31 protein-coding genes and 3 tRNA genes are annotated in these 26,121 nt (G+C 72.8%); 15 read left to right on the forward strand and 19 right to left on the reverse strand.

Annotation, left to right across the window (positions count from 1 at the left end):
* Positions 1-269: 269 nt before the first annotated feature.
* Positions 270-2,525, reverse strand: coding sequence for a carboxypeptidase-like regulatory domain-containing protein (locus tag GA0070213_RS12675; protein WP_425412817.1), 2,256 nt, complete (start codon positions 2,523-2,525; stop codon positions 270-272).
* Positions 2,526-2,760: 235 nt separating this feature from the next.
* Here GA0070213_RS12675 and GA0070213_RS12680 point away from each other — a divergent pair, with 235 nt between their 5' ends.
* The 5 genes from GA0070213_RS12680 (at position 2,761) to amcA (ending at position 7,382) form a co-directional block, all read left to right on the forward strand.
* Positions 2,761-3,084 (forward strand): sterol carrier family protein, encoded by a 324-nt coding sequence (locus tag GA0070213_RS12680; protein ID WP_091062213.1) that lies wholly within the window; start codon positions 2,761-2,763, stop codon positions 3,082-3,084.
* Between the two features lie 157 nt (positions 3,085-3,241).
* A complete protein-coding gene (gene purF / locus GA0070213_RS12685) occupies positions 3,242-4,759 on the forward strand; it encodes an amidophosphoribosyltransferase (protein ID WP_091062214.1) in 1,518 nt (505 codons plus the stop codon).
* A 56-nt stretch (positions 4,760-4,815) separates the two neighbouring features.
* Positions 4,816-5,970 (forward strand): phosphoribosylformylglycinamidine cyclo-ligase, encoded by a 1,155-nt coding sequence (gene purM / locus GA0070213_RS12690; RefSeq protein WP_091062216.1) that lies wholly within the window; start codon positions 4,816-4,818, stop codon positions 5,968-5,970.
* A 127-nt stretch (positions 5,971-6,097) separates the two neighbouring features.
* Positions 6,098-7,189 (forward strand): cyclophane-forming radical SAM peptide maturase AmcB, encoded by a 1,092-nt coding sequence (amcB, locus tag GA0070213_RS12695; RefSeq protein ID WP_175441328.1) that lies wholly within the window; start codon positions 6,098-6,100, stop codon positions 7,187-7,189.
* On the forward strand, positions 7,170-7,382 hold the full coding sequence (gene amcA, locus GA0070213_RS12700; RefSeq protein WP_091062220.1) for a multiple cyclophane-containing RiPP AmcA: 213 nt from the start codon (positions 7,170-7,172) through the stop codon (positions 7,380-7,382). Before amcB ends, amcA begins: the two co-directional genes overlap by 20 nt.
* Positions 7,383-7,530: 148 nt before the next feature.
* Here amcA and GA0070213_RS12705 read toward each other — a convergent pair whose 3' ends face one another.
* Positions 7,531-7,743, reverse strand: coding sequence for a DUF3073 domain-containing protein (locus GA0070213_RS12705; RefSeq protein ID WP_091062223.1), 213 nt, complete (start codon positions 7,741-7,743; stop codon positions 7,531-7,533).
* A gap of 299 nt (positions 7,744-8,042) precedes the next feature.
* Positions 8,043-9,125, reverse strand: a complete 1,083-nt coding sequence (locus GA0070213_RS12710) for a Glu/Leu/Phe/Val family dehydrogenase (protein ID WP_091062225.1) — start codon at positions 9,123-9,125, stop codon at positions 8,043-8,045.
* 176 nt (positions 9,126-9,301) lie between these two features.
* Between GA0070213_RS12710 and GA0070213_RS12715 the strand changes: the two genes are divergently transcribed.
* Positions 9,302-10,141 carry a DUF8083 family protein gene (locus GA0070213_RS12715; RefSeq protein ID WP_091062444.1) on the forward strand — a complete coding sequence of 280 codons (840 nt, stop codon included), beginning with the start codon at positions 9,302-9,304 and terminating at the stop codon, positions 10,139-10,141.
* 256 nt (positions 10,142-10,397) lie between these two features.
* A complete protein-coding gene (locus GA0070213_RS12720) occupies positions 10,398-10,607 on the forward strand; it encodes a BldC family transcriptional regulator (protein WP_007073996.1) in 210 nt (69 codons plus the stop codon).
* 57 nt (positions 10,608-10,664) lie between these two features.
* Here the strand turns inward: GA0070213_RS12720 and GA0070213_RS12725 are convergent, their stop codons facing one another.
* Positions 10,665-11,063 (reverse strand): PPOX class F420-dependent oxidoreductase, encoded by a 399-nt coding sequence (locus GA0070213_RS12725; RefSeq protein WP_091062227.1) that lies wholly within the window; start codon positions 11,061-11,063, stop codon positions 10,665-10,667.
* A gap of 53 nt (positions 11,064-11,116) precedes the next feature.
* On the opposite strand from GA0070213_RS12725, the gene GA0070213_RS12730 reads away from it, so the two are divergent.
* A complete protein-coding gene (locus GA0070213_RS12730; protein ID WP_091062229.1) occupies positions 11,117-11,896 on the forward strand; it encodes a class I SAM-dependent methyltransferase in 780 nt (259 codons plus the stop codon).
* Positions 11,897-11,948: 52 nt separating this feature from the next.
* Here GA0070213_RS12730 and GA0070213_RS12735 read toward each other — a convergent pair whose 3' ends face one another.
* Positions 11,949-12,236 (reverse strand): hypothetical protein, encoded by a 288-nt coding sequence (locus GA0070213_RS12735; RefSeq protein ID WP_091062231.1) that lies wholly within the window; start codon positions 12,234-12,236, stop codon positions 11,949-11,951.
* Between the two features lie 165 nt (positions 12,237-12,401).
* Between GA0070213_RS12735 and GA0070213_RS12740 the strand changes: the two genes are divergently transcribed.
* Both GA0070213_RS12740 and GA0070213_RS12745 read left to right on the forward strand, forming a co-directional pair.
* Positions 12,402-13,259, forward strand: a complete 858-nt coding sequence (locus GA0070213_RS12740; protein ID WP_091062233.1) for a 3-hydroxyacyl-CoA dehydrogenase family protein — start codon at positions 12,402-12,404, stop codon at positions 13,257-13,259.
* Positions 13,256-13,999, forward strand: coding sequence for an enoyl-CoA hydratase/isomerase family protein (locus GA0070213_RS12745; protein ID WP_091062235.1), 744 nt, complete (start codon positions 13,256-13,258; stop codon positions 13,997-13,999). The genes GA0070213_RS12740 and GA0070213_RS12745 overlap by 4 nt, the downstream gene beginning before the upstream one ends.
* Positions 14,000-14,056: 57 nt before the next feature.
* On the opposite strand, the gene GA0070213_RS12750 is transcribed toward GA0070213_RS12745, so the two are convergent.
* Complete coding sequence (locus GA0070213_RS12750) at positions 14,057-15,391, reverse strand: ABC transporter substrate-binding protein (protein ID WP_091062236.1); 1,335 nt, start codon at positions 15,389-15,391, stop codon at positions 14,057-14,059.
* 166 nt (positions 15,392-15,557) lie between these two features.
* Between GA0070213_RS12750 and GA0070213_RS12755 the strand changes: the two genes are divergently transcribed.
* Together GA0070213_RS12755 and GA0070213_RS12760 are read left to right on the forward strand one after the other, a co-directional pair.
* Positions 15,558-15,947 (forward strand): hypothetical protein, encoded by a 390-nt coding sequence (locus tag GA0070213_RS12755; RefSeq protein ID WP_091062238.1) that lies wholly within the window; start codon positions 15,558-15,560, stop codon positions 15,945-15,947.
* A 34-nt stretch (positions 15,948-15,981) separates the two neighbouring features.
* Positions 15,982-16,686: a DUF2786 domain-containing protein gene (locus GA0070213_RS12760; RefSeq protein ID WP_091062240.1), complete on the forward strand. Its 705-nt coding sequence runs from the start codon at positions 15,982-15,984 to the stop codon at positions 16,684-16,686.
* A 33-nt stretch (positions 16,687-16,719) separates the two neighbouring features.
* Here GA0070213_RS12760 and GA0070213_RS12765 read toward each other — a convergent pair whose 3' ends face one another.
* On the reverse strand, positions 16,720-17,235 hold the full coding sequence (locus GA0070213_RS12765) for an SRPBCC family protein (RefSeq protein WP_091062242.1): 516 nt from the start codon (positions 17,233-17,235) through the stop codon (positions 16,720-16,722).
* A 186-nt stretch (positions 17,236-17,421) separates the two neighbouring features.
* Here GA0070213_RS12765 and GA0070213_RS12770 point away from each other — a divergent pair, with 186 nt between their 5' ends.
* On the forward strand, positions 17,422-18,243 hold the full coding sequence (locus GA0070213_RS12770; RefSeq protein ID WP_091062243.1) for a hypothetical protein: 822 nt from the start codon (positions 17,422-17,424) through the stop codon (positions 18,241-18,243).
* A gap of 38 nt (positions 18,244-18,281) precedes the next feature.
* Here GA0070213_RS12770 and GA0070213_RS12775 read toward each other — a convergent pair whose 3' ends face one another.
* On the reverse strand, positions 18,282-18,638 hold the full coding sequence (locus GA0070213_RS12775; protein ID WP_091062245.1) for a winged helix-turn-helix domain-containing protein: 357 nt from the start codon (positions 18,636-18,638) through the stop codon (positions 18,282-18,284).
* Positions 18,635-19,393 (reverse strand): hypothetical protein, encoded by a 759-nt coding sequence (locus GA0070213_RS12780; RefSeq protein ID WP_091062246.1) that lies wholly within the window; start codon positions 19,391-19,393, stop codon positions 18,635-18,637. Before GA0070213_RS12780 ends, GA0070213_RS12775 begins: the two co-directional genes overlap by 4 nt.
* A gap of 92 nt (positions 19,394-19,485) precedes the next feature.
* Here GA0070213_RS12780 and GA0070213_RS31505 point away from each other — a divergent pair, with 92 nt between their 5' ends.
* Complete coding sequence (locus tag GA0070213_RS31505) at positions 19,486-19,656, forward strand: hypothetical protein (RefSeq protein ID WP_175441313.1); 171 nt, start codon at positions 19,486-19,488, stop codon at positions 19,654-19,656.
* A gap of 10 nt (positions 19,657-19,666) precedes the next feature.
* Here the strand turns inward: GA0070213_RS31505 and GA0070213_RS12785 are convergent, their stop codons facing one another.
* From GA0070213_RS12785 to GA0070213_RS12795, 3 genes are read right to left on the reverse strand one after another with little or no spacing between them, the layout of a single operon-like run.
* The gene (locus tag GA0070213_RS12785) at positions 19,667-20,068 is read right to left on the reverse strand and encodes an arsenate reductase ArsC (RefSeq protein WP_091062248.1); all 402 of its coding nucleotides are present in this window, start codon (positions 20,066-20,068) and stop codon (positions 19,667-19,669) included.
* Positions 20,065-20,802, reverse strand: a complete 738-nt coding sequence (locus GA0070213_RS12790) for an aquaporin (protein WP_091062250.1) — start codon at positions 20,800-20,802, stop codon at positions 20,065-20,067. The genes GA0070213_RS12785 and GA0070213_RS12790 overlap by 4 nt, the downstream gene beginning before the upstream one ends.
* Positions 20,799-21,152 (reverse strand): ArsR/SmtB family transcription factor, encoded by a 354-nt coding sequence (locus GA0070213_RS12795; protein ID WP_091062253.1) that lies wholly within the window; start codon positions 21,150-21,152, stop codon positions 20,799-20,801. Before GA0070213_RS12795 ends, GA0070213_RS12790 begins: the two co-directional genes overlap by 4 nt.
* Positions 21,153-21,228: 76 nt before the next feature.
* Between GA0070213_RS12795 and GA0070213_RS12800 the strand changes: the two genes are divergently transcribed.
* Complete coding sequence (locus GA0070213_RS12800; RefSeq protein WP_091062255.1) at positions 21,229-21,636, forward strand: ArsI/CadI family heavy metal resistance metalloenzyme; 408 nt, start codon at positions 21,229-21,231, stop codon at positions 21,634-21,636.
* Positions 21,637-21,705: 69 nt separating this feature from the next.
* Here the strand turns inward: GA0070213_RS12800 and GA0070213_RS12805 are convergent.
* The 7 genes from GA0070213_RS12805 to crtI form a co-directional block, all read right to left on the reverse strand.
* A tRNA-Phe gene (locus GA0070213_RS12805) sits at positions 21,706-21,779 on the reverse strand.
* Positions 21,780-21,855: 76 nt separating this feature from the next.
* Positions 21,856-21,929, reverse strand: a tRNA-Asp gene (locus tag GA0070213_RS12810).
* A 33-nt stretch (positions 21,930-21,962) separates the two neighbouring features.
* Positions 21,963-22,035 (reverse strand) — tRNA-Glu (locus GA0070213_RS12815).
* 155 nt (positions 22,036-22,190) lie between these two features.
* On the reverse strand, positions 22,191-22,982 hold the full coding sequence (locus GA0070213_RS12820; protein ID WP_091062257.1) for a polysaccharide deacetylase family protein: 792 nt from the start codon (positions 22,980-22,982) through the stop codon (positions 22,191-22,193).
* Between the two features lie 77 nt (positions 22,983-23,059).
* Positions 23,060-24,007: a MerR family transcriptional regulator gene (locus GA0070213_RS12825; RefSeq protein ID WP_091062259.1), complete on the reverse strand. Its 948-nt coding sequence runs from the start codon at positions 24,005-24,007 to the stop codon at positions 23,060-23,062.
* Positions 23,997-24,617 carry an isopentenyl-diphosphate Delta-isomerase gene (gene idi / locus GA0070213_RS12830; protein ID WP_091062261.1) on the reverse strand — a complete coding sequence of 207 codons (621 nt, stop codon included), beginning with the start codon at positions 24,615-24,617 and terminating at the stop codon, positions 23,997-23,999. Before idi ends, GA0070213_RS12825 begins: the two co-directional genes overlap by 11 nt.
* Positions 24,614-26,095 (reverse strand): phytoene desaturase family protein, encoded by a 1,482-nt coding sequence (gene crtI / locus GA0070213_RS12835; RefSeq protein ID WP_091062263.1) that lies wholly within the window; start codon positions 26,093-26,095, stop codon positions 24,614-24,616. Before crtI ends, idi begins: the two co-directional genes overlap by 4 nt.
* Positions 26,096-26,121: the final 26 nt, after the last annotated feature.

The raw sequence follows: 26,121 nt of genomic DNA on the forward strand, positions 1-26,121 counted from the left end.
CCTCAGCGTCGATCGTGGACTTGTGGCGCCTCCGATAACAGCACGAGACCGACATTCGCCCGCGCCACAACTCCAAGATCGATGGCAGCGGGGCGTCGCGGTATGCGCGGCGCGCCTACGACTCCTGGGACGGCGGCACGTCAACCAGGGATGACGCACGCACGATGATTCTCATGGTCCTGGTCAGGCGGCCTTCTTCCGCGAAACCAGTTACCTGACGACGATGGCCGCCCGCGGATCGCGGGCGGCCATCGCGGTGCAGGAGTGGGTCAGTCGTCCAACCAGTCCAGACGCCGTCCGCCCCGGTCGGGCTGGCCGTCCGGGCGGGCGCGACCGGCCTGGGCCGGATCGTCGTTGTGGTATCCGCCCTGGTTGTCGTAGCCGCCACTGCGCTGCTGCGGCGGCTCCTGGCCGTATCCGCCCTGCTCGCCGTAGCCGCCCTGGCCGTAGCCACCCTGCGGTGACTGGCCGTAGCCGCCGCGCTGGTCGTATCCGCCCTGCTGGCCACCGTCGTAGCCGCCGGCGGGCGCGTTGCCGTAGGACCCGTCGTATCCGCCCTGCTGCCGCCCGTCGTAGCCGCCGGCCGGGTTGGCGTCGTAGCCGCCGGTCGGGTTGGCGTCGTAGCCGCCGGTCGGCGCGTCGCCGTAGCCGCCGGACTGCCGGGCGCTGTCGTAGCCGGCAGCGGCGTTGTCGTAGCCCCCCGCCGGGGCGTTGTCGTACCCGCCGCCGGGCCGGGTGCCGCCGTAGCCCGGGGCATCGCCGTAACCGCCGGCCGGGGCGTCGCCGTAACCGCCGGCCGGGGCGTCGCCGTAACCGGCGCCTCGGGCGGCGTCGTAGCCGCCGGCCGGGTTGGCGTCGTAGCCGCCGGTCGGCGCGTCGCCGTAGCCGCCGGACTGCCGGCCGCCGTCGTAGCCGGCGGGGGCGTTGTCGTAGCCGGCCGGCGCGGTGCCGTAGCCGGCCGGCGCGGTGCCGTAGCCACCGCCGGCACCGTAACCGTCGCCCTGCTCCGCGCCACGGCCGTACTGCCCCGGGGCGGCCTGGTCGTAGCCCTGGCCCTGCTCGGGCTGGTAGGTGCTGGTCGGGTACGGGTCGGCCGCGGGCGCGTACTGGGTGCTGTCACCGGTGTAGCGGCCGGTGGGCTCGTCGAAGCGCTCGTTGCCGTAGCCACCGCCCTGGGCCGGCGGATAACCGGCCGCTCCCGCCGCCCCGGCCGGGTAGTCGGGGCTGCCGTAGCCGGCGCCGGAGGACGGGCCGTTGCCGTAGCCGCCGCCCGAGGAGGGCGCGTTGCCGTAGCCGTTGTTGCCGCCGTAGCCGCCCTGACCGGGCGCGTCCTCGCCGTAGCCGTAACCGGCCTGGCCCGCCCCGACGCCGTACCCGGTGCCGGGCGGCGCGCCGTACGGGTCCGGCGGGACGTCGTCCACGACCGGGCGTTGGAGCATGGTCGGTGCCTCGCTGAGCGCGGCGCCGCCGACCATGGTCGGCGCCGGTCCGGCACCCATGCCGTTGACCACCCGGGTCTGGTCGTCCGCGCCCCGGTAGGCGCCGCGCGCCGCGGGGATCGCGCCGGCCGCGGCGGCCCCGCCCGGGCCACCCGGACCGACCGGCCCACCCGGGCCGTCGCCGTCGGCGTCGCCGTCCTCGTTCTTGCGGCGCATGTAGAGCAGCACGATGGTGCCCACGCCCACGGCGACGAAGAGGCCGCCGAGCAGGATGAGCAGCCAGGAGCCGAAGCCGCCGGAGTCCTCGCCGGCAGCAGCCGGCTGCTGGGCGGCCGGCGCGTCGGAGGTGGCCGCGTCGGTCGCCTCGTCCTCGGTCACTTCCTCGGACGGCGGGGCGGACTCGCTGGCCGACGGGGTCGCGCTCGGGCTCTCCGACGCCTTGACCGCCACGCTGATCCGCAGCCCGGTGACGGACTGGCCGGCGTTGGCGTTGATCGACTTGGTGCCGGGCTCGGCGCCCTGGGTGGTGGCGCCGAGATCGAGCCGGCCCGGCGCGATGGGGTTGTCGGCGGAGCCGCTGAAGCTGAAGTTGCCGCTACCGTTCGCGTTCGTGCGGCGCTCCTTGCCGGCGCTGTCGCGCAGCATGACGATCGCGCCGGAGATCGGCTCGCCGTCGGAGTTGACCACCTTGCCGGAGACCGTCTTGACGGTCTGCGGCTGCTGCGGCGGCGGCGGAGCAGCCGCCTTGACGGTGACGCGGAGCGGGCGTACGCCCCCACCGCTCACCGTGATCTTCGCGAGCGCGTTACCGGACGGCGCGTCACCGGCGGCCGAGAGCGTCAGCGTGACGTCCTTCTCCTGCGCCCCGCCGAAGTCCACCGGACCGCAGCCGCCGCAGTTGACGCCGTCGGGCAGGTCGGTCACGTCGATGTCGGCAGACGTCTCACCGTTGCCCAGGCGGACCTTGGCCACGACGGTGCTGCTCTTGCCCGCATCGATCGTCACGGAGTTGGTTGCGGTGACGATGCTGGCCGCGAGGGCGGGTGTGGCGGGGACGGTGAGCAGCGCGCCGAACACCAGCGCCACGACCACACCGGCCCGATGCTTCCAGGCACGTCGGTGTGTTGACACGTCCACCGCCTTCCGGGTCTGATCTCCCCGCCGGCCGGTCCGGCCGGGTTGATCACTCACGGTACGAATTACGCCGTCGGCAACTATGCCTTGTCTGACCGGATCATCTCTACCCAGGGCCGGCGTCGGGCGGCCTTCTGCCGGGTCGTATCGTCCCGTCGTGTCCTCTCCGCACGCTTATTCCGACTCGGTGCTCGCCGCGCTCACCGCGCTCGACGAGGGGCGTACGCCCGAACGGCCGGTGCTTCGGGAGGCGGTCCGGACGCTCTTGGCCGCCCTCACGGAGCGCGCCCCCGGCCGATCGGTGGAGGTGCGCGTCCCACCATACGGCGCGGTGCAGTGCGTGCCGGGCCCGCGACACACCCGCGGCACCCCGCCGAACGTGGTGGAGATGGATCCGGCCACCTGGCTGGCGGTTGCCACCGGGCGTCTCGGGTGGATGGAGGCGGTCACCGAGGGTCGCGTACGGGTCTCCGGGAACCGGGCCGACCTCTCCGCGTACCTCCCGATTTAGCCGGCCGGAGCATCACCCTCGGCGGACATGTCGTGACTGTCGGTGGCGACGCCTGTTCGCGTACACTGGTCCCCGACGACGGTCCCGGCCCACGGTGCGGAGCTGCCCCCCGACTCCGCCAGGCCAGTCCAGACCCCCCAGCACGAGGGAGCGGCAGGTGCCCCGAGGCGATGGCCGGCTGAGCCACGACCTTGACCCCCAACGACCCGGCCCCCAGGACGCGTGCGGCGTCTTCGGTGTCTGGGCGCCCGGGGAAGAAGTCGCCAATCTGACCTACTTCGGGCTCTACGCCCTGCAGCACCGCGGCCAGGAGGCCGCGGGCATCGCGGTCAGCGACGGCTCCGGGGTGGTGGTCTACAAGGATCTCGGCCTGGTCGCCCAGGTGTTCGACGAGCCGACACTGGCCAGCCTGCGCGGGCACGTCGCGATCGGGCACGCGCGCTACTCCACCACCGGGGGCTCGACCTGGGAGAACGCCCAGCCGACGATCCGGGCCACCAGCGCCGGTACGACGATCGCGCTGGCCCACAACGGCAACCTGGTCAACACCGCCGACCTCCAGCGCGAGGTGTCCGCCCGGGGCATGGACTCCGACGGGTCGAGCAACGACACGTCGCTCGTCACCATGCTGCTGGCGAGCCGGCCCGACCTCTCGGTCGAGGCCGCCGCGCTGGAGGTGCTGCCGCAGCTGCGCGGCGCGTTCAGCTTCGTCTTCATGGACGAGTCGACGCTCTACGCGGCGCGCGACCCGCACGGCGTGCGGCCGCTGGTCCTCGGCCGGCTGGAGCGCGGCTGGGTGGTGGCGAGCGAGACCGCCGCGCTGGACATCGTCGGCGCGAGCGTGGTCCGCGAGGTCGAGCCGGGCGAGCTGATCGCGATCGACGAGGGTGGGTTGCGGTCCAGCCGGTTCGCCGCCCCCGAGCCCAAGGGCTGCCTCTTCGAGTACGTCTACATCGCCCGGCCGGACGCCACGATCGCCGGCCGGAACGTGCACGCCGCGCGGGTGCAGATCGGTCGCCAGCTCGCCAAGGAGCACCCGGTCGAGGCCGACCTGGTGATCCCGGTGCCGGAGTCGGGCACACCGGCGGCCATCGGCTACGCCGAGGAGTCCGGCATCACCTACGGCCAGGGCCTGATGAAGAACCCGTACGTCGGGCGCACGTTCATCCAGCCCTCGCAGACGCTGCGCGCGCTCGGGGTGCGGCTCAAGCTGAACCCGCTGCGGCAGAACGTCCGCGGCAAGCGGCTGGTGGTGGTGGACGACTCGATCGTCCGGGGCACCACCCAGCGGGCCATCGTCCGGCTGCTGCGGGAGGCGGGCGCGCTGGAGGTCCACGTCCGGATCTCCTCGCCGCCGGTCAGCTGGCCCTGTTTCTACGGCATCGACTTCGCCACCCGGGCCGAACTGCTGGCCAACGGGCTGGACAACGAAGGCATCCGGCGGTCGATCGGCGCCGACACGCTGGGCTACGTATCCCTGCCCGGTCTCATCGCGGCGACCGAGCAGCCGAAGACCCGGCTCTGCCGGGCGTGTTTCGATGGGGAGTACCCGATCGAACTGCCGGCCGGGAACCTGATCGGCAAGCACGTGCTCGAGGGCGTGGGTCGCCGGGTCGTCGCCGAGGCGGCCGAGCCCACCAGCCCGCTCGTCGCCACACCGACCCACCACCCGTAGCACCACCGACGCGGGTCCGGCCGCTCCGGCCCCGCGGGACCACAAAGGGGAGAACCGTGACGCACGTGTCCGAGCGCAGCGGCGCAGGATCCAGCCCGACGGGCGCCGGCGGCGACCGCCAGCCCTGGTCGGCGGGGTCCGGCCGGACGCAGCGCAAACGCTCGGTCTCGTACGCCGACGCCGGGGTGTCGATCGAGGCGGGCGACCGCGCGGTCGAGCTGCTCAAGTCCAAGGTCAGGGAGACCCGGCGCCCGGAGGTCATGGGTGACCTGGGCGGCTTCGCCGGCCTGTTCCGGCTGGACACCAAGAAGTACAAGAGCCCGATCCTGGCCTCCTCCACCGACGGCGTGGGCACCAAGCTGGTGATCGCCCAGCAGCTCGACATCCACGACACGGTCGGCATCGACCTGGTCGCCATGGTCGTCGACGATCTGGTCGCCTGCGGTGCCGAGCCGCTGTTCCTGCTCGACTACATCGCCACCGGCGAGGTCGTGCCGGACAAGGTCGCCGAGATCGGCGCGGGCATCGCCGACGGCTGCCGCTATGCCGGTTGCGCGCTGCTGGGCGGCGAGACCGCCGAGCACCCCGGCGTGCTGCGCCCGGACGAGTACGACATCTCCGCGACCGGCGTCGGCGTGGTGGAGGAGAGCGACATCCTCCGCCCGGAGCGGGTGGAGGTGGGCGACGTGGTGATCGCGATGCGCTCCTCCGGTCTGCACTCCAACGGCTACTCCCTGGTCCGGCACGTGCTGCTGGGCGCCGGCCGGATGCGGCTGGACGTCGTGATCGAGGACTTCGGTCGCCAGCGCACGCTGGGCGAGGAGCTGCTCACCCCGACCAAGATCTACGCGCAGGACTGTCTCAAGCTGATCGCCGAGGCCGAGGTCCGGGCGCTGGCCCACGTGACCGGCGGCGGCATCCCGGGCAACCTGGTCCGGGTCCTGCCCGAGAACGTCGACGCGGTGGTCAACCGGTCCACCTGGAAGCCGCAGCCGATCTTCGACCTGATCCAGTCCAAGGGCCGGATCGAGGACCCGGAGATGGAGGCGACGTTCAACATGGGCGTCGGCATGTTCGCCATCGTCTCCGCGGAGGACGCCGACCGCGCGCTGGCCACGCTGACCGGCCGGGGCGTCGACGCCTGGCAGGCCGGCGAGATCATCGAGGGTTCCGGCAACGTGCAGATGGTCGGGCAGCACACCCGGGGCTGATGATCACCCTGCGTTGATCATCCGGGCACCTGATCGGGGGTTCACCCGAGTGGTCGCCTCCGCCTAGCCTGAAGGTTCGGTTTTTTCAGGCGGGGGAGGGTCGATGGCTGCGCGCGCGCCCGGGGGAATGCGAGGCATCGCCTCCGTTCCCTCCTACGTGGTGATGCAGCCGACCACGCTGTGCAACCTCGACTGCGCCTACTGCTACCTGCCGCTGCGCGCGGCGGATCGGCGGATGCCGGTGGCGGTGGCCGAGGCGGTCGCGGCGTCGGTGAACCCCTGGGCGGCCCAGGGCCGGTGCTCGGTGGTCTGGCACGGTGGTGAGCCGCTGGCGGCCGGCCGGGAGCACCTGGCCGCCCTGCTGGCCCCGTTCGGGCCGGAGGTCGAGCACCACGTGCAGACCAACGCCACGCTGATCGACGACGCCTGGTGCGCGTTCTTCGCGGAGCACCGGGTGCGGGTCAGCGTGAGCGTGGACGGCCCGCGGGCGCGCAACGCCGAGCGGGTCACCCGGGGCGGCCGTCCCGCGTACGACCGGATCGTGGCCGGGGTGGCGGCGCTGCGCCGCCACGGGCTGCCCTTCTCGGCCCTCGCGGTCGTCTCCCGGCCGGAGCCGGGATTGGCGGCCGAGTTGTACGGCTACTTCCTCGACCTGGGTTGCGAGGTGCTGGGCGTCAACATCGAGGAGACCGAGGGGGTCAACACCCGGACGAACGCGCGGGACGAGGCCGCGGTGACCGGGTTCTGGTCCGAACTGGTCGCGGCGTGGCGTCGGGATCCCCGGATCCACCTCCGCGAGGTGGAGTGGTCGTTGCGGTACGCCGGCGCGGTGCTGGCGGGCGCCGCCGACGACCTGCTGCCCCGCCGGCTCGACCCGATCCCGACGGTCGGCCACGACGGCTCGGTGGTGGTGCTCTCGCCCGAGCTGGCCGGCTTCACCGACCCTCACTACGGCGACTTCGGCAGCGGGAACGTGCTCACCACCCCGCTGCGGGAGATCCTCGTCGGCGCCGGGCGCACGCCCTGGGTGGGTGAGTTCCTCGCCGGCGTGGAGGCGTGCCGGGCGTCCTGCGCCTACTTCGGCTTCTGCGGCGGCGGGCATGCCGCGAACCGCTACTTCGAGCAGGGGCGGTTCGACGGTACGGAGACCGAGCACTGTCGCAACAGCAAGATCCGCCTATTGGAGGGAGTGTTGGAGCATGCCCGAGATCACCAGTGACACCGACCGGGACGTGGTCGCCGACCGGGTGCGGGAGGCCGCCGCGGGGCTGTCCGCGCTGCTCCACGAGGCCGAGGCGGCCCGCCTGCTACGGGCGGAGGTGTCGGGTTCCGACGGTGCCCACGCGGTGTGCGCGTGGAACCACTTCGAGAACATCCCGACGTTCTACAACTGGAACAACCGGCCACGCTGAGGCGACGGTCCCGGGATCAGGGACCTGCCGGCGCGGCCGGGGAGGCACCCGGTGCGGCAGGTCCCTGATCGTCGGATGTGCGCCGGCTCCGGGGTGAGCACATGCGTGAGCACGCGGGTGTTCCCGCGTGCTCAGATGTGACCGGAGGTCAGCGGGTCGGACGGGCCCAGGGGTCCGGGTCGTCGTCCGCGTGGTCCTCGTCATCGTCGTCGACAAAGTTCTTGTCGTCGTCGAAGTTGTGCTCAGACTTTCCACTACCCGCCAGTTCACGCTGCAAGGCGGTTAGGTCGGTGTTCGGGGAGTGGTACTTCAACTCCCGGGCCACCTTCGTCTGCTTGGCCTTAGCACGGCCGCGCCCCATGGCTCGACCCCCTCGCACAGAATGCGGGGCAGCCCGAAGGCGGGCCCCGATGACGTCAGGCATCTCTCGTGGCTCTTACGGTACATGGGGATGCCGCCGTTCGGCACCTCGGGTCACCGTCGACCGGCCTTGCGCGTCGCAGTGTTCCGGCTGTCACCCAGTGTACCCGGTAAGGGGTGTTGACCGAGACCGGCCGTGACAGCCGGCAAACCGGCACGAAGCAACCGATGTCCAGCTTAACGCCCCAGCGAGAGTCGCGCGGCCCGGGGGCGGAGCCGGCGGCCCGCCCCCGGGAGCCGTCAGCGCAGGTGGATGGCGCGCAGCCGGCCGACCTCGGCCATCCGTCGCTCGGCGAGCCGGTCCGCCGCGACCGCCGGCGGGACGCCCTCGTCGTCGGCGAGCCGCAGGATCTCCCGGGTGGTGTCGAAGATCCGAGTCGCGCGCAGCTTGGCCCGGTCGAAGTTGAAGCCCTCGATCTCGTCGGCCACCTGGATCACGCCGCCGGCGTTCACCACGTAGTCCGGGGTGTAGAGGATGCCCCGGTCGGCGAGGACCTTCTCGATGCCCGCGTGGGCGAGCTGGTTGTTCGCCGCACCGGTGACCACCTTGGCCCGCAGCACCGGCACGGTGTCGTCGTTCAGCGCGCCGCCCAGCGCGCACGGGGCGTACACGTCGATGTCGGACGCGACGAGCGCCGCGGTGTCGTCGACCAGGGTGACCTGCGGGTGGGTGGCGCGCACCCACTCCTGGGCGCGCGGGTTGACGTCGGTCGCCACCACCTCGGCCCCATCCTCGACCAGATGCGTGGTCAGGTACTTGCCGACCTTGCCCAGGCCGGCCACGCCGACCCGCCGGCCGGACAGCGTCGGGCTGCCCCACACGTGCTCGGCGGCGGCCCGCATGCCCTGGAACACGCCCCAGGCGGTGAGGATCGACGAGTCGCCGGCGCCGCCGTGCTCCACGCTGCGGCCGGTCACGTAGCGGGTCTCGCGGGCGATCACGTCCATGTCGGCGACGTAGGTGCCGACGTCGCAGGCCGTGTAGTAGCGGCCGTTGAGCGACTCCACGAAGCGGCCGTACGCGCGCAGCAGGGCCTCGCTCTTGAGCTGCTCGGGGTCGCCCCAGATGACCGCCTTGCCGCCACCGAGGTCGAGGTTGGCCAGGGCGTTCTTGTATGCCATGCCGCGGGAGAGGTCGAGCACGTCGGCGAGGGCGTCGGCCTCGCTGGCGTACGGGTAGAACCGGGTGCCGCCGAGCGCGGGGCCCAGCGCGGTGGAGTAGATCCCGATGATCGCCTTCAGGCCGGACTGCTTGTCCTGGCAGAACACGACCTGTTCGTGACCCGTGGATCCCGGGTCGTCGGTGCTGGCGAATACGCCCATGGCTGACTCCTGTGTCGGTGTGCGCCCTTGTGGGGCGCGGAACCCTCGGTGGCACGCCGGCGGGATGCTGCCGGTGTCGTTGAGCCTAATATCGGCCGGAACCGTACTGTCGCCCCCGTCACGCCGCCGGTGTGACGGCGGCGACGGACGGTCCCGTCTCGTGGGAGGATCGCGCCGTGCCGTCGCTCTTCGCTTCATACCTGCGCGTGTACGAGCCGCTGACCGCCTTCGACCGGGACCGGCAGTCGTACTGGCGCCGGTACGTCAGCGAGGGCCGGGCGATCGCCCCGCTGGAGGGGCCGGGCCGGCAACGGACCTCGGTGATCGAGGCGCTGGGCGCGGGGTGGACCCGGCTGCCCGACCTGCCCGACGAGGCGTACGTCCTGGAGGCCGACGACACGCTGCTGGTCTGCCCGTGGAACCTGCGGATCCGGGTCGCCGAGGCGGCGCTGAGCGCCCGCGACGGCGTGCCCCCGGTGCTGGCCGACGCGTTCGTGCCGCCGGTCCTGGCCGGGCAGGCGAAGGCCGTCGTGGAGGACTGGCGCAGCGGGGCGCGGGTGCTGGAGCACGGGGTGCCGCGGGTGCACGAGCAGGTCGCCACCTGGGGGGTGCCGCTGCGCTGGTTCGTGCTCTTCGAGGCCGGGGAGCGGCACCTGGTCACCGACCCGGAGCGGCGGGCGCTGCGCTACCGCACCGAGATCTCGAAGGCGCGTCGACGCTCCTCCCGGGCACTGTCGGTGCTGCGCAAGTCGGTCGGCGAGGCGCCGATCACCGAGGCGGTCGAGGAGGCCGCCCGCTGGCTGGAGGAGTTCCACCCGCGCTCGGTGGTGGAGCTGGACTACGGCGGCCTGGTGCGGCTGCTGCCGGACGAGACGCTCACCGAGGACGACTCGACCGAGTTGGTCGCGACCGGTCTGGCCGGTCTGGCCCGGGGCGAGGCGGAGGAGGCCTCCGCGGCGTACGACAAGCTGGTGGCCCGCTGGCGCGCGGTGCAACTTCTGGAACGCTGCAACTGACGCCCGTTTTGTTCCTGTTCGGGGCAGGGGATACGAGACTGTCTTGTAGTTGACGCATCACGAACCGTGATCATGAGTCCGAATAAGGTAGATTCTGCGGCATAAAAGTCGTAAAAATCGGGCATGGTTCATCCGTCCGTCTAGGGACCTTCAGCCGTTCGGCCCATGTCGGACATCGGGGACTAGCCGGACCATGGGAGACGCGTCGGCCGGCGGGACCCCGGCCGATGTCTATACATGTGGAGGAGTGACCCCGATGGCATCGCGAACGCACGAACCAGAGCCGCTACTCACACCGGCCGAGGTGGCGTCGATGTTCCGAGTCGACCCGAAGACGGTGACCCGGTGGGCCAAGGCTGGCAAGCTCAGCGCCATCCGGACCCTGGGCGGCCACCGCCGTTACCGCGAGTCGGAGGTACGGGCCCTGCTGCAGGGGCAGATCCCCCAGCAGCGTCAGGGAGACTGACGGACCGGAGTTTTCCAGCTTTTCGATCAGGGGCGGTCGGCCGACGGGCCACCGCCCTTAATCATGCCCGGGGGTTGCTCCGTCCAACACGATCCGCAGCCCCACCGTGCCGCTCTCCCCCCGACGCAGTCGACTGCCCAGCAGGCTCAACCGGCCGATCAGCCGGTACTTGTGCTTCAGCAACCCCCGCACCCGGCGGGTGCTCTCCGGATCGTCGATGGTGGCGTGTCCGGGCACCGCCTCCCCGTGCGGCCGGCCGCGCACGTCGCACGGGGCCACCGTGACCCGGCCGTCGCGCCGGATCCGCTTCACCTTGCCGGAGTCGGACACCGTCCACACCGCCAGCGCGTCGCCGTCGCGCACCGCCCACACCGGCGTCGGCACCGCCCGACCGTCCTTGCGGAACGTGGTGAGCAGGACGTACTTCTCCGCCGCGAGGCGATCCAGGTCGGTCACGCCGCCCAGGATACGGCCGCGACCGCGCCCGCGAGCCCGGATAGCGTGCTCCCATGACCTCCGAGCCCACGATCGGCGACGTCTTCGGCGAGATGATCCGCGACGCGTACGCGGTGGCCACCGGCGTCGGACCCCGACCGATGGCCGGCGGGCGGCTGCCGCGCCCGGTCATCGAGATCATCGAACGGGACGACGGGCTGGTCAACGGCGCGCCGGCCGGTCACTACCTGGATCCGCCCGAGCGGTGGCAGCCGCACGACCACCGGGCGGTGGACCGGGTGCACGGGCACGTGCTCGACGTCGGGGTCGGCGCCGGCCGGATCGCGTTGCGCCTGCAGGAGCGCGGCGTGCCGGTCACCGGCCTGGACACCTCGCTCGGCGCGCTGCGGGTCAGCCGTCACCGGGGCGTACGCGAACTGGTGCACGCGACGGTCGACGAGCACGTCGCCGACGGCCGGCGCTACGACACGTTCCTGCTGCTCGGCAACAACCTGGGCCTGTTCGAGGGACGCGAGCGCGCCCCCGCGCTGCTGGCCGCGCTCGCCGCGCTGGCCCGGCCCGGCGCGCGGGTGATCGCGCACGGCACCGACCCGTACGGCACCACCGACCCGGTGCACACCGCCTATCACGAGGCGAACCGGCGGCGGGGCCGGCTGGGCGGGCAGTTGCGGCTGCGGCTGCGCTACCGGCTGCTCGGCACCGAGTGGTTCGACTACCTGGTGTGCTCGCCCGACGAGTTCGCCGAGCTGGTCCACGGCTCGCCGTGGCGACTCACCGACGTGGACACCACCGACCACCCCTACTATCTCGCCACGCTCGCGCTCAGGCGTTAGGAAGGGGCCCCTCCTATCGCGTAGGCGATAAGAAGGGCCCCCGCCTTACATCTCAGACCTGGACGGTGGGCGCGGTCTCCTCGGGCGGGAGGCCGCCGTCGCCGTCGACCACCTCGTCCGGCGTGCCGTCCTCGTCGATGTCGACCATGGTGATGTCCACCTTGCCGTCGCCGTCGGTGTCGAACTGGAACAGGTCGGCCTTGCCGTCGCCGTCGGTGTCCACCACCCACACGTCGGTCTTGCCGTCGTTGTTGGTGTCCGCCCGAAGCAGGTCCACCCGCTCGTCACCGCGCGTCTCGACCGTCTCGGTGCCCTGCGCGCTCTCCGGTGCCTGGCTCATCTCGTTCCTTCCTTCGGCGTTGACGGCGGTCTTTACCCCGTCCGGCCGGCCCCCACGCATGCCCGGCGGTCCCGCCCTGCATAGGGTCGCATCCAGGATCGAGCGAGCGGCCGGCCCGGCACGGCGGAGACCCCGCGCGCCACCGGTAGCGACGAGAGGGCAGCGATGAGTGGTCGTTTTGTGGTCGTCGGGGCCGGCACCATGGGCCTCGGCATCGCGTACGTGGCGGCCGGCGCCGGGTACGCGGTCGAGCTGGTCGAGGTCGACCCCGACCGGGGCGCCGACGCCGTCCGGCGCCTCGGCGAGCTGTGGGACCGCGCCGTGGGGCGGGGCAAGCTGACCGCGGAGGCGGCCACCGCCAACCGGGTCCGGGTGACCCTGCGGACCGGCCTGGCCGAGGTGGCCGAGGGGCCGGACGTGCTCGTGGAGGCGGTGCCCGAGCGCCTCGACCTCAAGCGGGCCGTGCTGCGGCAGGCCGAGGGCCGGCGGCCGGCGCTGCTGGGCAGCAACACGTCGAGCATCCCGATCGCCGAGCTGGCCGACGGGCTGGCGCGCCCGGCGGACTTCCTCGGGCTGCACTTCTTCAACCCGGTCTGGGCGATGACGCTGCTCGAGGTCGTGGTCGGCCCGGCCACCGCGCCGGCCACCACCGAGGCGGCCGTCGCGCTCGCCGCGCGGCTGGGCAAGGACCCCGTCGTGGTACGCGACATGCCCGGCTTCGCCACCTCCCGGCTCGGCGTCACGCTCGGCCTGGAGGCGATCCGGATGGTGGCCGACGGGGTGGCCGCGCCGGCCGACATCGACAAGGCGATGGTGCTCGGCTACCGGCACCCGGTCGGCCCGCTGGAGCTGACCGACCTGGTCGGACTGGACGTCCGGCTCGACATCGCGCGCACCCTCCAAGCCGCGTACGGGGACCGGTTCGCGCCGCCGCCGCTGCTGGTGGAGATGGTCGCCGCCGGACAGCTCGGCAAGAAGTCCGGGCAGGGCTTCTACACCTGGGAAGGCGGCACGAAGAAGTGAGCGGGCTGCGGATCGAGGAGTTGCCGGACCGGCTCGTGGTCACGCTGGACCGGCCGGAGAAGCGCAACGCGATCGACGCCGACCTGGTCGGCGAGCTGCACGCCGTCTGCGCCGAGCTGGAGGCGCGGCCCCGGCTGATGCTGCTCACCGGCGGGACCGCGGGCATCTTCGCCGGCGGCGCGGACATCGCCCAACTGCGCGAGCGCGGCCGGCTGGACGCGCTGGCCGCCATCAACCAGGGCGTGTTCGCCCGGATCCGGGCGCTCCCGTTGCCCACCGTGGCGGCCGTCGACGGCCCGGCGCTGGGCGGCGGCGCCGAGCTGGCGTACGCCTGCGATCTTCGGGTGTGCACGGACCGGGCGGTCTTCGGTCAGCCCGAGGTGCGGTTGGGCATCCTGGCCGGCGCCGGCGCGACCTACCGGCTGCCGGCGTTGATCGGCGAGGCCCGGGCCAAGGAGCTGCTCTTCACCGGCCGGCGGGTGGACGCGGAGGAGGCGCTGCGGATCGGCCTGGTGAACCGGGTGGTGGCCGAGCCGGCGGAGCTGCTGCCCACCGCCCACGGCCTGCTCGACGAGATGGCCAAGGGCTCGTCGCTGGCGCTGCGCCTGACCAAGCTGGCGGTGGACGCGCCACCGGCCGCGCACCCGCAGCTCGACCTGCTGAGCCAGGCGGTGCTCTTCGAGGACGAGGAGAAGCACCGGCGGATGACCGAGTTCCTGGAGCGCCGCCGGCCGCGCTGAACCACCACGGCGAGGGCCGCACCGGATCCCCCGGTGCGGCCCTCGATGCCTGGCGGCTCAGCTCCGGATCTGCACCCCGGCGTCGGCCAGCGCGGTGATCGCCCGCGCCGACTCACCGAAGCCGATCACCAGCACCGCCTCCGGGCCGAAGCTCTTGATCTCCTGGGCGATGCCGGTGAAGTCGACGGGCGTCTTCGGGTCGGCCGGCGGCGTGTAGGTGAGCAGCTTGAGCCGGTCCGCACCGACCCCCGCCTTCTCCAGCTCGGCGCGGACGTTCTCCTGGAGGCCCTCGCCGTAGGAGTCCTTGCGCGCCAGCAGCACGATCTTGCGCGGCCCGTCCCGCAGCATCACGTCCGCCAGCGCGCGGCCCTGGAGGCTGTCCGGCGGCGCGGTGCGGAAGTAGAGGCCCTTGTCGTCGACGGCGCTCAGCCCGGCGTCGGTGTTCGACGGCGAGAAGAGAATCCGTCCGGCGGCCACCACGTCCGGCAGCACGGCCCGGGAGATGCCGGACGCGCCGGCACCGATGATGATCGAGACACCCTGGCCGACGTGCGCGGCCACCGTCGCCTTGGCCACCGCCGGGTTGGTGCCGTCGTCGCCCTCGATGAACTTCACCGGCTCGCCGAGCACCCCACCGGCGGCGTTGATCTCGTTGAGCGCGAGCGTGACCGCGGCGGCCATCGGCGGGTACGCCAACGCCAGGTCACCGGTCTTCGGCAGCAGGCCGCCCATCACCAGCGGCGCGTCCTTCGCCTTCCCGCGGGCCTTGCGGCCGCGCGGCGGGGCCTTGCTGCTCGCGCCCGACTCCTCGCCGGCGCCGACGAACTCGGTCTTCCCGTCGTCGAGCTGCTGGTTGTCGAAGTGCAACGTGCCGTAGCTCGCGGTGGCCGGCTCGCCGGTGTCGGTGAAACCGGCCCGGGTCAGCGACACGCCCCGGTATTCCAGGTCCTGACCGGCGCGGGCGAGCTGGAGGCAGGCCGCCACCTCGTCGCAGCGCTGGCCGCCGGCGGTCACCCCGACGATCTGCTGGGCGATCTCGCGCGGCGCGGTGGTGCCGGCGAGCTGGGTCGCCAGTGCGCTGATCACCACGGCGTCGTACGACTCGGCGGCGTAGAGGAAGTCGTTCAGCTTCGGATCTACGTTGCGTAGCCGTTCCTTGAAGCTCTCCGGCAGCGGCGTGAGCGGGGTGGTGCCCTTCATGCCGTTGACGAGACTCGCCCGGTCCTTGAGTTCCGCGGCGAAGGAGTTCTGCATGTTGCCGTCGGTGCCGTAGAGGCGGACCTGGGTGGTGCCCGCGTCCTTCGGCTCGTCGCTCCCGCAGGCGCTGGTAGCGAGCAGGAGCACCGCGCAGGCCGTGGACAGGGCCGCGCGCGACGTGCGATTTCCAAGCATGGTCGTCCTTCCTCCGGCGAAGGTCCGCTGCGCACATTAGCGTGCCCGCGCGGCACGTGGGACTGTGGACCTGGCTCCGTCGGGACGCCGACTGCGGGTATCACCCTGGGTGATCGTCGGCCCGGTTACGGGTCACCGCTTGACCCTCGCCGCTACTGTTCCGCAGGTGACCGACGACGCAGAGCAGACGCTCGACGACGCGACCGCCGTGCTCCGTTCGGCGTTGGCCGGCGACGGTGCCGGCGTCGTCGGCGCCTTCGACGCGGTCGTCGACCGGTCCGGGCTGGCCGGGGCGTACGGGGTGGCCTGGTGTCTGGCCGCCACCATGCTCGGCGACGACGCCCCCGCGGGCGCCGCCGCGCTCGACTTCCCCGGCATCGACCAGGCCGACTACGACACCCGCTGGGTGGCCCGCTTCGTCAGCGCGTACGCCAACGACGACGCCGACACCGGCGAGGCGCTGTTCGGCGCGGCGGCCGCCGACGGGCTGTTGCCCGACTGCCTGCTCACGCTCGCCGGCTCGACCATCGCCACGCTGCGCAGCCGGGAGGGCTGACAGCCCGCGCGCCGCGTTGTGATACCCCTGACGGATGTCCGAGGCGATGCTCAGCAAGGTACGCAAGCTGCTCGCCCAGGCCGAGGACCCGGCCTGCACCCCCGCCGAGTCGGCGACCTTCATGGCCAAGGCCACCGAGCTGATCGCCCGCTACGGCGTCGACCGGGCGCTGCTCGCCGCCCGCGAACCGACCGCCGACCCGGTCGGCGACCGGGTGGTCGAGGTGATCGCCCCGTACGCCCGGGACAAGGCCGGCCTGCTCGCCGCCGTCGCCGACCCGCTGCGCTGCCGCTGCGTACGCCGCCGGGAGGGCACCGGTTTCGCGATGCACCTGTTCGGCTTCGCCAGCGACCTGGAACGCGTCGAGGTGCTGTTCACCTCGCTGCTGGTGCAGGCCGCGCACGGGCTGGCCGGGGCGGCCGTGCCGGTCGGCGAGCACCCGGCCGCGTTCCGGCGCACCTGGCTGGCCGGCTTCGCCCAGGTGGTCGCCGAGCGGCTGCGCGCGGCCGAGGCCGGCGCGGTCGCCGAAGCCGGCGCGCCCTCGGTGGCGCTGGTGCTGGCCGACCGCTCCGACCGCGTCCAGCGCCGGCTCGCCGAGGTGTACCCGCGACTGCGTACCGCCCCGCGTCGCCGGCTCGCCGGCGGAGGATTCGGCCCGGGCGCCGCCGCCGGCCGGCGCGCCGACCTGGGCGACCCCGGTCTGACCGGTACGGCGTCGAGCCGGGGCATCTCCGGCTGAGCCGGCGCGCCCGTGCCCGCTCCGGTGGCGGGGTCAGTCGGTGGTGCGGGTGACCGTCGCCAGATAACGGCAGAGCAGTTCGTGCCAGCCGGCGGTGAGCGCCTCGCGGTAGCCCTCGGCGGCCGTGCCGTGCCGGTCGAAGTAGCGGTGTTCGACGTCCACCCGGGTCGCCTCGGCGCCCTCGGGGTGGAAGAGCACCTCCACCTCGCTGGCCCGCGCCGGATCCGGCACCGGGACCCGGTCCGGCCCGATCTGCCAGGTGAAGACCAGCCGCCGGGGCGGATCCCAGGTCAGCACGCGACCCCAGTCGTTGCGGAAGCCGTACGGGCCGATCTCGTAGAGCATGCCGCCGGCCCGCGGTTCCATGCCGAGCCCGGCCAGCGCCTCCGGCCCGGACCAGGTGTATTCGCGGACCCACCAGTCGGCGAGCGCGCCGGTGAAGACCGCGTACGCCCGCTCGCCGGACGCCGGGACGAGGAGGCTGCTGCGGAGGGAGAATCGGTCGAACTCCTGCCGGACCTCTTCCTGATCGGCCATCTCCTGTCCCATAAGCCCGGACCATACCGGCTGATGTCTCGCTGTGCAGCTTTGGTTTCGCCCGCTTCCGGACACCGGGAACCCCGGTTCCCGACAGTCCCACCTGCCCTCACCGGCGGGTGCCGAGGGCCGGCGGATGCCCCACCGGAAAGCGGGTAACCGCCGCTGATCCGGACCGGCCGACGGGGGAGCGGGAGCATGAGCGACAACGGAGCCACCGAACGGGCGCGGGAGCCGACCGAGGAGCGGCGACTCGCCGCCGCAGGCGCGGCCGAGACGGAGCCGGACGTCCTGCTCGACGTGCCGGAACTGTCGGTCGACGAGATCCGGCTGGCGGTCGACGGGTTGGACGCGGACCTCTCGCTGCGCGCCCGGCTGGCCAACCTGCTCCAGCTCGACGCCGGCGTCCGGGTGCACCTGGAGGGCGTCGAGCTGGACATCACCGGCGTCCGGGCCGAGGCCCTGCTGAAGGTACGCCTGGAGAAGCTGGTGCAGATCCTGGATCGGGCGTTGACCACCATCGACCGCAATCCCGAGCTGATCGACGCGCTGGCCCGGTCGGTCGGGGCCACGGTCGACGACGTGCACCGGGTGGCCGGGCAGGTCGCCGGGCCGGCCGTCCACCGCACCGCCGACGCCGGTGAGGTGGTCGACCGGGTCGTGCCGGAGGTGGCCGGCGGTGAGGTCGAGCGGCGCGCACCCGCCGGGGCGGATCCGGGCGCAACCTCCGCGGGAGAGCCTCCCGGGACGGTGCGGGCGGCCGAGGGGGAGCGTGGTCCCGGGTCCGCCGACGGCGTCGGTTCCGGAACGGGTGGCGGTGGTGCGCCTGACGGTGAGGCATCGGGCGGCGCCGCCGAGTCCGGTGGAGGTGCTCGGTCCGCGGATGAGGTCGAGTCCGGTGCCGGGGCGGCGCAGCTGGCCGGGCAGGCAGGGCAGACCCTGCGGCAGGCGGGCCGGAGCGTGTGGGAGGCGATTCAGGGTGGCATGAGTCAGCACCGCCAACAGCGCCCGGGGCGCTGACCCCGGCTCCTGCCGTTCCACCCGACCCCTTGGGTCTGTCAACCCGTCTCCGCGTCGGGAGCCGTCCGCCCATGGCGACGAAGCAGTTCCTGGAGAGCGGTGATCTCGGCGAGTAGGGCTCGGCGTCCCTCCTGGGTGATCCGGATCCAGGTTCTCGGGCGGCGACCGTGGTAGCCCTTCTCCACCTGGATCAGGTTCGCCTCCTCCAGCACGGTGAGGTGCCGGGACAGGTTGCCCGCGGTGAGTTCGAGAGCCCCCCGGAGATAGGCGACCTCCACGCGTTCGCTCTCCGCGGCGATGGTGAGGATCCCGAGCCGGTGCCGCTGGTGGACGGTGTCGTCGAGTCCGTTCGTCGGGTACGCCGGCGCGGTGCGGGGGCCGTCCTCGGTGCTCACGCGTACCCATTGTGCTGCTGCTTCGTGGTGGCGAGCGCGACACCCCCGCCGATCAGCAGGACGGGTGCCGGGAGCAGGGCCGCCAGCATGAAGCTGAACCGGTGAAGGTCTCCCGGTTGCAGGTCGGCGACCTGGAACCAGGCGTTCACCGCGACCAGCGCAGCGGTGTAGAGACCGACCACGATCCACAGACGCCCGCTGCGTTCCAGGTGGGCGAGGACCGCCAGGCCGAGGGCGATCACGAGGTGCGGCAACATCCCGCGATTCGCGGTGCCGAGCAGCGGTCCGACCAGCCATCGGGTGGCGCCCGAGCTTCCCACAGCCGTGTTGAAGAGCAGAAATTCCAGTACGACGGGGAGCGCGACGCCGACCAGGGTGCCGGCGATGCCGGCGATGACGTACGCCCGGGTCGGGGTCTGCACGCCGGCCCGCCGGCCGTGTCGCCGGTACCAGGCGAGGCTGAGCAGGTAGCCGCCGACGAGCGCGGCCAGCCAGTACCAGCCCAACGCGGCGGACTGCTCCAGGAAGTGGCCGCCGAGGCCGGTCAGGGCGGGAGTGCCCGGGCCGGCGCGCAGCGCGGCGGGCTCCGTCGACTCGACGTAGAGCGGTCCGGCCGTGACGGTCAGCAGGCCGAACAGCAGGAGCGGGAACCAGTAGGCCTGGCGCGCGGCGCGCGCCCGTCGTCGGAGGGCGGTCACCGAGGCGAGCAGTTCCTGCGGGCTGTCCTCGCCGGGTGACAGGGATTCGGACGACATGGCTCCTCCTGGAAGCTGGCTACTGTATGCAAACAGGTTTGCATTGCAAAGCTAAGGATCGCAAGAGGTGCAGGGCGAGAGAATCGCGGACGATGATCGGCCCGTTCGTCGTCGTGGGCCGGCGGGATCGGCGACGGCTGTCCTCCCCGGAGGACGCGGCCGCGGCCCAGGCGGCGCGAGCCGACCAGGGGCGGCACGCGGCGGAGCGACACGGCGCCCAGGGCGAGGTGTGGCGGAACGGCCAGAACTCGCCGTACAGCTGAGCGTTCCGCGTCAGCCGTCCCGCTGCCCGGCGAGCAGCTCGACGACGCGCTGCCGGATCTCGTCGCGCACCTGCCGGACCACGTCCAGGGGCTGGCCGGCAGGATCGGTGAGCTGCCAGTCCTCGTACCGTTTTCCCGGGAAGACCGGGCAGGCGTCGCCGCAGCCCATGGTGACGATCACGTCGCTGGCCTCGGCCGCGTCCCAGGTGAGACGCGCGGGCGTCTGGCCGGTGATGTCGATGCCGACCTCACGCATGGCCTCGACCGCGACCGGGTTGATGCCCTCGGCCGGCTCGCTGCCGGCCGAGCGGACCTCGACGCGGTCGCCGGCGAGGTGGCGGAGCCACGCGGCGGCCATCTGGGAGCGGCCGGCGTTGTGGACGCAGACGAACAGCACGCTGGGCTTCTTCATCGGAGTTCGGTCTCCCGGGTGAGGTGCGGCATCACCACGTCGTCGGCGGTGTCGGCGGCGCGTGGGTACCAGGCGGCGAGGGCGGCGACGGCGACCAGGCCGCCGGCGAGTTGAGCGGCGACGAAGCCGGGCACCGAGGCCGGGGCGATGCCCGCGAACGTGTCGGTGAACGCCCGGCCGACCGTGACCGCGGGGTTGGCGAACGAGGTCGACGAGGTGAACCAGTAGGCGGCCCCGATCCAGGCGCCCACCGCGGCCGGCGCGGCGGAGGCCCGGCCGGAGCGGGCGAGGGCGAAGACCAGCAGGACCAGGCCGGCGGTGGCAACCACCTCGGCCAACCACAGGTGGCCGCCGCCGCGCCCGGTGCGGGACCACGCCGCGGCGGGCAGGCCGAACATCAGGTGGGCCAGGACCGTGCCGGTGATCGCGCCGGCGAGCTGGGCGACGACGTACGCGGCCAGCTCCCGCGTGTCGAGTCCCGTGCCGGCCCGGCGGCCGAGCCACCAGTCGACCGCGGAGACGACCGGGTTGAAGTGCGCGCCGGACACCGGGCCGAAGGTCAGGATCAGCGCGCCCAGCGCCAGCGCGGTGGCGATCGCGTTCTCCAGGAGTTGGAGCCCCACGTCGGTCGGGGAGAGCGTGGTGGCGGCGATGCCGGAACCGACGACGGCGGCGACGAGCAGCGCGGTGCCGGTGAACTCCGCGGTGGCCCGCCGAGGCAGGGTGAGGGTCACGAGTGGCCGATCTCCAACAGCGCACCGAGCCGGCGGAACGCCTCGGGCCGTACCCGGTACCAGACCCAGGTTCCGCGCCGCTCCGAGTCGACCAGGCCGGCGTCCCGCAGCACCTTGAGATGGTGCGAGACGGTCGGCCCGGACAGGTCGAACGCCGGGGTCAGGTCGCACACGCAGATCTCCGGCACCGAGGCGATCATCGACATCAACCGCAACCGGACCGGGTCGCCGAGGGCCTTGAACATCGGCGCCACCACTGCGGCCTGGTCGGCGTCCAGCGGCCGGGCGGCGATCGGCGGGCAGCAGGCGACCGCGTGGAGATCCACGACCGGCAGCGCTTGTTTCGACATGCCTCTAGGTTGACAGATTTCAAAACAGGGTGCAACGTGGGGGCTGCTTCGAAAACCATCTAGACAAGGAGACGTCATGTCCCGCGTCCAGCTCGCCCTGCGCGTGTCCGACCTCGAGGGCTCCGTGGCCTTCTACAGCAAGCTGTTCGGCGTCGAGCCGGCGAAGCGCCGCCCCGGCTACGCCAACTTCGCCGTCGAGAACCCGCCGCTGAAGCTCGTGCTCCTCGAAGGCGAGGCCGGCCGGCCCACCGTCATGGACCACCTCGGCGTCGAGGTCGCCAGCACCGACGAGGTGACCGCCGCCACCGGCCGCCTCACCGGCGCCGGTCTGATCACGCTCGAGGAGAACGACACCGAGTGCTGCTACGCGCTCCAGGACAAGGTCTGGGTGCGCGGGCCGGGCGACGAGCCGTGGGAGGTCTACACGGTGAAGGCCGACTCGCCGCAGCGGGAGAAGGCGGCGGAAGGCGCCTGCTGCTCCTGAGCGGATACAGCAAGATCCCCACCGGCGTTTCGGCTGGTGGGGATCTCTGTAGCCCGGCGAAAGGCTATGTGGCCAGGGGCGGGGTCGAACCGCCGACCTTCCGATTTTCAGTCGGACGCTCGTACCAACTGAGCTACCTGGCCGTGGTGCTCGGCACATGCTACCGCACGGGCCGATACGCAGAACGCCGCGCATGATGTGCGCGGCGTTCTGCGCTTGCGGTCCTGACGGGACTTGAACCCGCGACCTCCGCCTTGACAGGGCGGCGAGCACTCCAACTGCTCCACAGGACCTGGCTGGTGTTGCAACCGGCGTGAGCCGGATCGTGCCCCCAACGGGATTCGAACCCGTGCTACCGCCTTGAAAGGGCGGCGTCCTGGGCCGCTAGACGATGAGGGCGGCCCCGCCATCATTGCACACTCGCAACTTCAAGCGGACTTGCTCCCATCCGGCCCCGCCGGAGGCATGAGAAGCATATGCCATGCCTCCTCGGACGACCAAACCGGTATGGCAGCAGGCGCATCGTCGGGAGAAGCTCCAGCTCAGTGGCGGTTTCACCGCAGCCGGACGATGCCGTACCGCCGCTTGAGATCCGGGATCAGGTGCCGGCAGGCGGCCATCGTCTGGGTCCGGTCGCCGCCTGCGTCGTGCATCAGCACGACCGATCCGTGGTGGCTGGCCGACTCCACCCGCTTGATGATCTTCTTGGCCGGCGGGTGGTCCCAGTCCTGCGGGTCCACGCTCCAGTGCAGCGGACGCAGCCCCAGCTGCCGGGCGACGGTGAGTTCCTCGGCCGTCCACCGGCCGCCGGGCTGCCGGAACCAGGTGATCGGCGCGTTCGGCGCGGCGGCGTGGATGGCCCGGTTCGTGCGTTCCAGGTCGGCCCGGATCTCGGCGAGCGGGCGCCGGCCGAGGTCCACGTCGTGCCGCCAGCTGTGGTTGCAGAGCTGGTGACCCTCGCGGACGATCTGGGCCACCAGCTCCGGGTGGCGCTTGGCCTGCCGGCCGACCACACAGAACGTCGCGGTGACGTGGGCCGCCCGGAGCTGGGCCAGAATCTGCGGCGTGTAGCGCGGGTCCGGCCCGTCGTCGAAGGTGAGCGCTACCCCGGGGCTCCCGCTGCGCCGGTGCAGCCCGGCCGGGAGCTTCTTGGGCAGCGGCCGCAGCTTCGGCTTGGCCGGCGGGGTGGTGCGGGTGGGCTTCGGTTTCGGGCTGGGGGTCGGTTTCGGCACGGCCGAGGCCGACGGCGGGGCGGCGACCTTCTGCGGGGTCTTGCCCGGGCCGCCGCAGCCGGTGACGAGGAGCACCAGGCCGAGCGCGAACACCACAACGGTGCGTGGACGCATCTGTCGCTCCCGGAGGGGTCGGGTCAGACGGACTTTCCGACCGTAGTGGACGACACCCTCCGAGCGGGAGGCCCCCCTCAGCCCGCCGTCGACTGATCCAGCGAATCCCGGACCGCGACGGCCAGCGAGAGCGCCTCGGCCAGGTCGACCGGTCGGACCACTCCGGCCGGCAGGGAGTCGGCCCGCCAGCCCGGCCCGGCGGCGAGCGCCAGCAGTGGCCGGCGTGGAACGGCCAGCAGCGCGGCGAGCTGGTGCGGGTCGGCCGTGGCGCGGGTGTGGGACCAGAGCACCACGGCCGCCGGCCCGGTCCGGTTGACCGCCTCGACGAGGGCGGCCACCGGCACCCGGGCACCGAGCATCCGGTAGCTCACCCCGGCCTCGGCCAGCGCGGCGGCCAGCGCCTCGAGCGGCAGCGAGTGCTGCTCCTCGTCGGCGCAGGAGAGCAGGATCCGGGGCGGTCCGACGCTGGGATGCGCCCGGGCCACCGAGGCGAACGCCTCGGACACGCACCGCGACATGAGGTGTTCCACCTCGATCAGCCCGGCGGTGGCGGCGTGCCGTTCCCCGATGCCGGCGAGCACCGGCCGGAGCAGCCCCTCCCAGGTCGCCACCACGCCGTCCGTGGCCAGCGCGTCGGCGATGGTGCGACCGATCGTCACCGAGTCCAGTCGCATGGCGGCCCGGGCCAGGCCGCGGGCGACCGGCCCGGCCCGGCCGACCGGAATGGTGGTGCCGCCGCCGTCCCGGACCGTGGGCACACCGGCCTTCAGCCCGAGCCGCTCGGGCGGCAGCACGGCCGGCGCCTGCCGGGCCCAGCGCGCCGCCTCGGCGGGCGCGATCCCCTCGGCGGTGAGCCGTCGCATGATCTCCAGGCGGGCGAGGTCGGCCGGCGTGTAGCGCCGGTGGTGACCCGGCACGTGTTCGCTGGGACCGAGGCCGTAGCGCTGGTGCCAGGTTCGCAGCGTGGTGACCGCCACACCCAGTCGGCGCGCGACGGCCCCCGCGCTCAGCGCCTCATCGGCCACCCGACCGCTCCGGTGCCTCGGTGGCCGGCGCGCCGGACCGGGTCGGCCCGGCCGGCGTGCCCGACCGGGACGGCTGGGCCGGATGCAGCAGCCGGTTCACCACGCCCCCCAGCCAGGGTGCGTATGCGCGGGGGTCGGCGTCGAGGTCGGCCGACACCGCGCCCGGGTCGACCCAGCGCAGCTCGGCCACCTCGTCCGGGTCGGGCCGGAGGGCCACGTCGGCGGGGACGTCGGCACGCAGCACGTGGTCGTACTCGAACTCGACCCGGCCGGTGGCCGGGTCCTCGGCGTAGTAGAGGTAGACCCCCACCTCGGCCAGGTCGACCGGGTCGAGGCCGAGCTCCTCGGCGAGCCGACGGTTGGCCGCCTCGGTCAGCGACTGGCCGGGCAGCGGGTGCCCGCAGCAGGAGTTGGCCCAACGCAGCGGGAATCGGGTCTTGACCGCGGCCCGCTGCTGGAGCAGGACCCGACCGGCGGGGTCGACCAGGAGCACCGAGAAGGCCCGGTGCAGCCGGCCGGGCGGCTGGTGCGCGGTGGCCACGGTGGTCTCGCCGACCACCCGGCCGCCGTCGTCCACCAGCTCGACCAGGTGGTCCTCCCGTGCCGTCACGAGATGTGCCCGGTGATCCGGGAGGCGGCCAGCTTGCCGCTGATCAGCACCATCGGTACGCCCACGCCGGGCTGGGTGCCGGAGCCGACGAAGACCACGTTGCCCAGCGTCCGGTGCAGGTTCGACGGGCGGAACGGGCCGGTCTGGAAGAGGCTGTGCGCGGCGGCGAACGGGGTGCCGGCGGCCATGCCCTGCGCCGCCCAGTCGGCCGGGGTGACCGTGCGCAGCACCTCGATGCCCTCGCCGAAGCCGACGTAGCCGCGCTCCTCCAGGGTGCCGACGAGTTGCTGGGTATAGCGCTCGGTGAGGTCGCCGGACCAGTCGAACGGCGCCCGGTCCAGGTTCGGCACCGGAGCCAGCACGTAGTAGGTGTGCTTCCCGGCCGGGGCCACCGACGGGTCGGTGCGGCTCGGGTTCGTCACCAGCAGCGACGGGTCGGTCATCAGCTCGCCTCGCCGGATCACCTCGTCGAACGTGCCCTTCCAGGCCCGTCCGAAGTGGATGTTGTGGTGGGCGATCTTGCCATAGCCCTGCTTCGAGCCGACGTGCAGCACCACGCAGGACGGCGAGTAGGTGAGCTTGCGCTGCCGGCTCTCCGGCAGCAGCTCCTGGTAGGCGACCGGCAGATCCGGGTTGAGCACCACCACGTCGGCCGGGACGAACTCGCCGTCGGCGGTGACCACACCGGTGGCGCGCCCGTGCGCGGTCTCCACCCGGCTCACCGTGGTGCCGTAGCGGATCTGCACGCCGTGCTTCTCGGCCGCGCCGGCCATGCCGCGGGAGACCGCGTGGATGCCGCCGCGCGGGAAGCTCACCCCGGCCACCGAGTCGAGGTACGCGATGACGGTGTAGATGGCCAGCGCGTCGTGCGGCGACAGGCCCGCGTACATCGCCTGGAAGGAGAAGATCCGCTGGGTACGCGGGTCGCGGAAGAACTGGTTGATCTTCGTCTGGAGTCGCCGGAAGGCACCGTTGGCGAACAGCTTCAGCAGGTTGCCGGTGAGCAGGTCGGTCGGCGCGTCCAGGTTGCGGTCGATGAAGTCGGCCCGCTCCCACTTCCACAGGTTTCGGGCGTAGTCGACGAAGCGCAGGTAGCCGTCCGCCTCGCGGGGGCCGCAGACGCGGGCGATCTCGGCGGCCATCCGGGTGGTGTCGGTGATGACGTCCAGCGTCGACCCGTCCGGGTAGTAGGCCCGGTAGGCCGGGTCGAGCGGGGTCAGGTCGAGCCAGTCGGTCAGCTCCTCGCCGACCGCGCCGAGCGCCTCGGCGATCAGGTCGGGCATGGTGAGGACGGTCGGACCGGTGTCGAACTCGTACCCGTCGACGCTGAGTCGGCCGGCGCGCCCGCCCGGCACCGGCTCGCGCTCCAGCACTGTCACCTGCCGGCCGCTGCCCGCCAGGTGCAGCGCGCAGGCCAGCCCACCCAGCCCGGCGCCGACCACGACCACCCGGTCGGTCCGTCCGTTGACGGTGCGCATTCCGGCTCCCTTGTTCAGATTGCTCA

It is taken from the genome of Micromonospora humi (assembly GCF_900090105.1).
In the GTDB taxonomy this organism is placed as follows: Bacteria; Actinomycetota; Actinomycetes; order Mycobacteriales; family Micromonosporaceae; genus Micromonospora; species Micromonospora humi.